Annotated in this window: 5 protein-coding genes and 1 pseudogene; 1 reads left to right on the plus strand and 5 read right to left on the minus strand. The window is 59.4% G+C overall.

All coding sequences use genetic code 11. From position 1 onward, the window contains the following. Positions 1 to 2 precede the first annotated feature (2 nt). From Q1K07_RS17020 to Q1K07_RS17030, 3 genes are read right to left on the minus strand one after another with little or no spacing between them, the layout of a single operon-like run. Positions 3 to 980, minus strand: a complete 978-nt coding sequence (locus Q1K07_RS17020; RefSeq protein ID WP_300313672.1) for an XdhC family protein — start codon at positions 978 to 980, stop codon at positions 3 to 5. Positions 981 to 982: 2 nt separating this feature from the next. Beyond that, a complete protein-coding gene (locus Q1K07_RS17025; protein WP_300313691.1) occupies positions 983 to 3178 on the minus strand; it encodes a xanthine dehydrogenase family protein molybdopterin-binding subunit in 2196 nt (731 codons plus the stop codon). 10 nt (positions 3179 to 3188) lie between these two features. Continuing rightward, positions 3189 to 3647 (minus strand): (2Fe-2S)-binding protein, encoded by a 459-nt coding sequence (locus Q1K07_RS17030; protein WP_300313694.1) that lies wholly within the window; start codon positions 3645 to 3647, stop codon positions 3189 to 3191. 392 nt (positions 3648 to 4039) lie between these two features. Here Q1K07_RS17030 and Q1K07_RS17035 point away from each other — a divergent pair, with 392 nt between their 5' ends. Next, entirely contained in the window at positions 4040 to 4933 is an 894-nt protein-coding gene (locus Q1K07_RS17035) for a LysR family transcriptional regulator (RefSeq protein ID WP_300313697.1), read from the plus strand. Positions 4934 to 4980: 47 nt separating this feature from the next. Here the strand turns inward: Q1K07_RS17035 and Q1K07_RS17040 are convergent, their stop codons facing one another. Together Q1K07_RS17040 and Q1K07_RS17045 are read right to left on the minus strand one after the other, a co-directional pair. Then, a complete protein-coding gene (locus tag Q1K07_RS17040; RefSeq protein WP_300313699.1) occupies positions 4981 to 6072 on the minus strand; it encodes an SMP-30/gluconolactonase/LRE family protein in 1092 nt (363 codons plus the stop codon). A 74-nt stretch (positions 6073 to 6146) separates the two neighbouring features. After that, positions 6147 to 6699 (minus strand): annotated as a pseudogene (locus Q1K07_RS17045) (aldehyde dehydrogenase (NADP(+))); the annotation flags it as partial.

Here is a 6699-nt window from a genome sequence, read left to right on the forward strand (position 1 = left end):
CATTATAGCCCGCCACGGGCCTTGCCACGCTGGACGCGCAGGATATCGGCCATGACCGACAGGGCTATCTCAGCGGGTGTCTTGCTGCCCAGATCCAGGCCAATAGGCATATGTATCCGGGCAATGTCGTCGTCACTCAGCCCACCGGAGCGGCGCAGCCGTTCAGCGCGTTTCTCGGAAGTGCGCAGCGATCCCATCACTCCGATGTAGAAGGCTGAGGTGCGCACGGCTTCTATCATCGCCAGATCATCGATCCTCGGGTCATGAGTCAGGGCGACGATGGCAGTGGCAGCATGGCTGCCTCCTGCTGCGATGTAACGTGAAGGCAGTTCAGGGCGTACTTCGACGCCCTGGACAGCAAAGTTTTCCAGCATCTCTTCGCGGGGATCGCAGACGATCACCTCGAAGCCCAGACCTTGGGCAAACTGCGCGCAGAACAATGAGACCGGTGAAATACCGGCAATGATCAGACGCGCCACTGGCGCCAGGCGGATCTGCACCGCAGCCCGTTCAGTATCGTGAATCACCCGCGCTCCGATGCCGTCATCTTCCACGAAGTGCCGGGCCCCGCTGGTCAGATCGACCCGGCGTGCGAGAGGCTGCTGGCCTTGCAGAGTGGCCAGCAGCACCTCCAGGTGCACCAGCGCCCTGGCTTCAGGTATCAAACGCTCGACCATTACATCCAGAATGCCGCCACAGGGCAGCGCAATTCCCGTAGCGTCGATGCCACCTTCTCCGTAGCGCAGCACAGTGACGGGCGTATCGAACTCGCCATCCTGCAGCCGGTCCAGGAAGTCTTCCTCGACACAACCTCCCGACAGTGAACCGACGTGCTGTCCATCACTGCGCACCGCCAACATCGACCCTGGGGCGCGCGGAGAGGAGCCATAAGTGGCCAGTACCGTGCATAGCCACACCGTCTCGCCACTGCGCGCCCAGCTCAGTACCTGCTCGATGACTTGAAGGTCAAGATGCTGCATGCTCAGCTCGCCAGTTGGTCACCCAGCGGCAAGCGCCGAATGCGCTGGCCAGTGGCAGCAAAGATCGCATTGGCAACTGCCGGCGCCAAAGGTGGAACCGGTGGCTCGCCAATCCCGGTGGGCGCCTCTGCCGAGGGTACGATATGCACCTCGATACTCGGCATCGCACCGATGCGCAGCGGTTGGTAGTCATGGAAGTTCGATTGATCCACCTTGCCTTCCGTCAGCGTGATCTCGCCGTATAGAACAGCCGTCAGGGCAAATCCGATCGAACCTTCGACCTGTGCTTTCACTACATCGGGATTGACGGCAATGCCACAGTCCACCGCACAGATCACTCGATCCACGCGCACCTGCCCATCGTCACTGACACTGACCTCAGCCACCTGAGCAACATAGCTGTTGAACGACTCGTGCACTGCCACACCCCGACCGCGCCTCCCACCATCTTCGTTCTCTGCCAGCGGGGACTCCCACCCCGCCTTTTCTGCCGCGAGCTTCAAAACAGCAGCATGGCGGGGATGCTCGGCCAGCATCTCAAGGCGCCAGGCGACAGGGTCCTTCTCGGTTTCTGTCGCCAGTTCATCGATGAAACACTCCGTCGAGAAGGCGGTATGTGACGAGCCCACCGAGCGCCACCACTGCACGGGAACGCCAATATCACTCGGGGTATGCAGTTCCACCTGAAAGTTGGCAATGGCGTAAGGCAGGTTGGAAGCCCCTTCCACCGAGGTAGGATCAATCTCGTCCTGTATCATCGCCTCGAAGGGAGAACCTTCGGCGACGGATTGTCCGACCAGGCGATGGCGCCAGCCCACCAGTTGGCCTTGCTCGTCCAGCCCCGCCCACAGCCGATGATGGAACATCGGGCGATAATTGCCGGCACGCATGTCATCTTCGCGCAGCCATACCAGTTTGACCGGTGCCCGGCCATCGATGGCCTTGACGATATGCGCCGTTTCGAGAATGTAATCCGCTTTCTTGGCCGCACGCCGCCCGAAACTGCCGCCGGCATAGAGCGTATTGATACGCACCTGCTGCGGTTCCAGCCCGAACAGCTCTGCCAGAACGCTCTGGTCATAGGTCTGCATCTGGTCGCCATTCCAGACCTCACAGCCCTCATCCGTCAGCTGGATCACACAGTTCAACGGCTCCATGGCGGCATGGGCCAGATAAGGCATGTCATAGGTGGCATCCAGCGTCTGTGCCGCTTCAGAGAGCGTTGCCTCGACATCGCCCCGCTGTTCCGCCACCGTCCCCGGCGATTCGGCCAATGCCTGGAAGCGTTCGAGAATCTGTTCGGATCCGAGAGTGAAGGCATCGGCCTCGTCCCATTCGACGCTCAATGCATCACGCCCCTTCTTGGCACTCCAAGTGTCACGGGCCAATACCGCTACCCCGGAAGGAATCTCGACCACATCGACAACGCCTTTTACCTCGCGGGCCTTCGTCGCATCGAAGGAACCTGCCTTGGCACCGAAGCGCGGCGGATGCGCCACCACAGCAGTGAGCATGTCAGGCAAATGGATATCCTGGGTGAACACCGCACGCCCCGTGCTCTTGTCAGCACTGTCCTGGCGTGGAATGCGTTTCCCGATCAAGGTGAAATCGGCTGGATCCTTGAGCGCCACGTCGGACGGCACCGGCAACCCGGCAGCAGCGCTGGCAAGCTCTCCGAAACTCGCTTCATTATTCGAGGCCGAGTGCTTTACCACGCCTTTCTCGACAGTGATCTCTTCGGCAGGCACCTGCCACTGCTGTGCCGCTGCCGTTACCAGCATGGCACGAGCGGTCGCTCCGGCCTGACGCAACTGCTCCCAGGAATTGGCGATGGCACTACTGCCACCGGTGCCCTGGTTCGGTCCCCAGTGAAGATTGTTGTAGCGACTGGCATCCGCGGGGGCGCTTTCGACCTGGACCTGGGACCAGTCGGCATCGAGCTCCTCGGCCACCAGCGTGGCGAGCCCTGTGTAGGTGCCCTGCCCCATCTCCAGATGCTTGGCGATCACGGTGACGTTGTTATCTTCGTCAATGCGCAGAAAGGCATTGGCCTCGAAGTCCTGAGTTTCCACCGCACCATTGGTACCGTCGGAGCCGGTACCTTGTGCCATGCTCCATGGCATGTAGAGTGCCAAGGTAAGCCCCGCCGAGCCCTTCAGGAAGCGTCGACGACTTTCGTTCTCGATGTGTCGGGTCATGTTCTCTCCCTCAGGCCAGCGACTCGGCCGCTTCATGAATGGCGGCCCGAATGCGGACATAGGTGGCACAGCGACAGACATTGCCGCCCATGGCGTTATCGATATCCTCGTCCGATGGCGCCTTGTTCTCTTCCAGCAACGCAACAGCGCTCATGACCTGGCCAGACTGGCAATATCCACACTGCACCACATCAAGACGCTGCCAGGCCTCCTGTACCGCCTCTCCGACCTGGCTATCGCCAATGCTTTCGATGGTCACGACCTCCTTGTCGACTGCCGCGGATACCGGCAGCATGCATGAGCGCGTCGCCTTGCCATCCACATGAACGGTGCAAGCCCCGCACAGCGACATCCCACAGCCAAATTTGGTACCAGTGAGCCGGAGCGTGTCGCGCAATACCCATAACAAGGGTGTATCCCCTTCGACATCGACTTCCTGCGCCTGGCCGTTGATATTCAGTGTGATCATGATCTTCCCCTCATGATGTGGCATCCGGCGACAATACGATCCGCTGCCGGCATGCCCGTCGGCCCATATGCCGTTCAAATTACACATGCCATGCAAATTACAAATACCCTTCACATTAGCAGTCACAAGGCACTTGTATTATCGGCATAACCAACATGCCGTCATGAATTCAATTCATGAATATCGCCAGACGGGTTAACACATAGGAGATATCGGCACTACCAGCGGATGGCAGTTCTGAAAGATCGGCACGCACCGATTTGGTGCGAAATCTCATGATGAATCGAGTGTTTGAAGATTGATCGGGCGATAACGACCTCGCCAGGATGATGAACCTGGCCGGTTCATGCTTATATGCTTGGAAATACAGAATTCATGAAAGGCACTCATCAATGTCTCGCGAGAACTACAACGACCTCTACGCTTTCCTGGTGGTGGCAGAAAAAGGCAGCTTCACCCGAGCAGCGGCGGAACTTGGCGTCTCCCAATCGGCATTGAGTCACACGATCCGAGGCCTGGAGGAAAGGCTGGGAATTCGCCTATTGGCACGCACGACGCGCAGCGTCTCGCCGACCGAGGCCGGCGAACGACTGATCCACAGCCTGGGGCCCTGCTTCGAAGAGATTCAATCCGGGCTATCTTCCTTGAACGAGTTACGCGACACGCCTTCCGGCACTATCCGTATCACCACCAGCGGCCTGGCAGCCGACACCATCCTGATGCCCAAGCTGACGCCATTTCTTGCCGAGTATCCCGACATTCAGGTCGAACTGAAGATTGACGATGGCCTGAGCGATATCGTCACTGAGCGCCTCGATGCTGGCGTGCGTCTCGGCGAGCAGGTGGCCAAGGACATGATCGCAACCCGCATCGGGCCGGATATACGCCTGATCGTGGTGGCCACCCCTGATTACTTTTCACGCCACCCTGAGCCAGTAACGCCGCATGACCTGACGCGACACAATTGCATCAATTTTCGCTTTCCCACTCATGGTGGCCTGTATGCCTGGGAATTCGAACAGGACGGTCGAGAGTTTAACGTCCAAGTCAGTGGTCAGCTCATCGTCAACAACTCGCAGCAGATACTGACAGCCATTCTGAACGGGATCGGCGTCGGCTTCCTGCCGGAGGACATGGTGCGTCCGCATATTGATAGCGGACGCCTCGTTCAGGTCCTGGACGAATGGTGCCTGCCTTTCCCGGGATTCCACCTCTATTACCCGAATCGCCGTCAGGCGTCTCCCGCCTTCTCGCTGCTGGTCGAAACACTGCGCTATCGCGACTGATGGCCAGGCCATTCCAGTACGGACAGGTTCCCCCTCCCCTGTAGAGCTCACGCCGCCCCTTGGGTATTCACATAAAGCGCATACAGGGAATGACTGGAAGCCATATACAACCGATTGCCCTTGGGACCACCGAAGGCCAGGTTGGCACAACGCTCGGGCAGGCGGATAAAACCGATCGGCTTGCCTTCGGGATTGAACACCATCACCCCGTCCAGATCTTCCGGCTGGCCTTGCAGGGTAAACACCTTGCGACCCGACACTTCGGTAGGCTCTTCTGCAAGTGCCCCATTGCTACCGTAGCCGCACCACAGGTTGCCATCCTGGTCCACCTTGAAGCCATCGAGCGCCCCGAAATCCGCGGCGTCGATCAGCTTGGCCTTGTTGCCCAGGGTGCCATCAGCGGCAACGTCGTAGCTCCAGATGCTGCGATTGGGTGTGCCCTTCCATTCCACTACATAGAGCTTGCTCTCATCCGGGGAAAACGCCAGGCCATTAGGATTGACCAGGTCCGTGAGCACTGCTGTCAGGGTGCCATCCGTATCGATACGATAGACATTGGTGGTTTCCTGCTCCGGCTCGGCCTGTTCGCCTTCATAGTTGCCATTGATGCCGAACAGCGGATCAGTGAACCAGATACTGCCATCCGACTTGACCACGACATCGTTGGGTGCATTGAGTTTCTTGCCCTGATACTGATCGGCCAATACGGTCTGACTGCCGTCCTTTTCCGTACGCACGACACGCCGGGTCACGGAATGCTCACAGGTGATCAAGCGACCTTCTGCATCGAAGACGTTGCCATTGGAGAAGTTCGCGGGTTCGCGAAAGACACTGAAGGTATCGTCAGCTTCGTCGTATTTCATGATGCGATTATTGGGAATATCGGACAGCAGCAGCACACCATCCTGCCTGGAATAGGCAGGCCCTTCCGCCCAGCGCATTCCTGTGCCGAGCTGCTCGACCGTTGCCGAGAAAATTCGATACTTGGAGAAACTGGGGTCCAGGATCAGCACGGCGGGGTCTGGATAACGCTGATGGGGAGTAAAAGCGAAGGACTGTCCAAAAGCCTTGCCAAAAGCTGCCATGGCGACGCCAGCGGCCCCGTATGACAGAACGGTGCGACGTGTCATCTTCATCATGAATTCCTTGTTCTTGTAACCATCCGCCATAAAAAAAGCCCGGGGAATCTTTATCCCCCGGGCCAGTTACCTCATCAGCCTTCGCGCTTGCCATCGACCAGACGGCTGACGCCTTGCGGGTTGCCATCCCGCAGCGCCTCGGGCAACAACGCCTGGGGCAGGTTCTGGTAGCACACCGGGCGCAGGAAGCGGTAGATCGCTGCACTGCCGACAGAAGTGGTGCGAGCATCGGAAGTCGCCGGATACGGACCGCCATGCACCATGGCGTGACATACCTCGACGCCGGTGGGCCAGCCGTTGACCATCACGCGCCCGGCACGCCGCTCCAGGGTCGGCAGCAAGCGACGCGCGGCATCGATATCGCCATCGTCCATCTGCAGGGTGGCGGTGAGCTGACCTTCCAGGTGCTCGGTCACCTGCTGCATGTCATCGAGGCTGGCGCAGGCCACGACCAGCGAGGTCGAACCAAACACCTCAGCCTGCAGCGCCTCGTCGGCCAGGAAGTCCTGAGCCTCGGCGACGAACAGGCCAGCCTGACACTGGTTGGGCCCCGTGCCTTGCTGGCCACGGGCGACTTCCTTGGCCTTGTCGCTGGCCGCCAGCCCTGCCACACCGCTCTGGTAGGCA

The organism is Halomonas sp., assembly GCF_029263665.1.
GTDB lineage: Bacteria > Pseudomonadota > Gammaproteobacteria > Pseudomonadales > Halomonadaceae > Halomonas.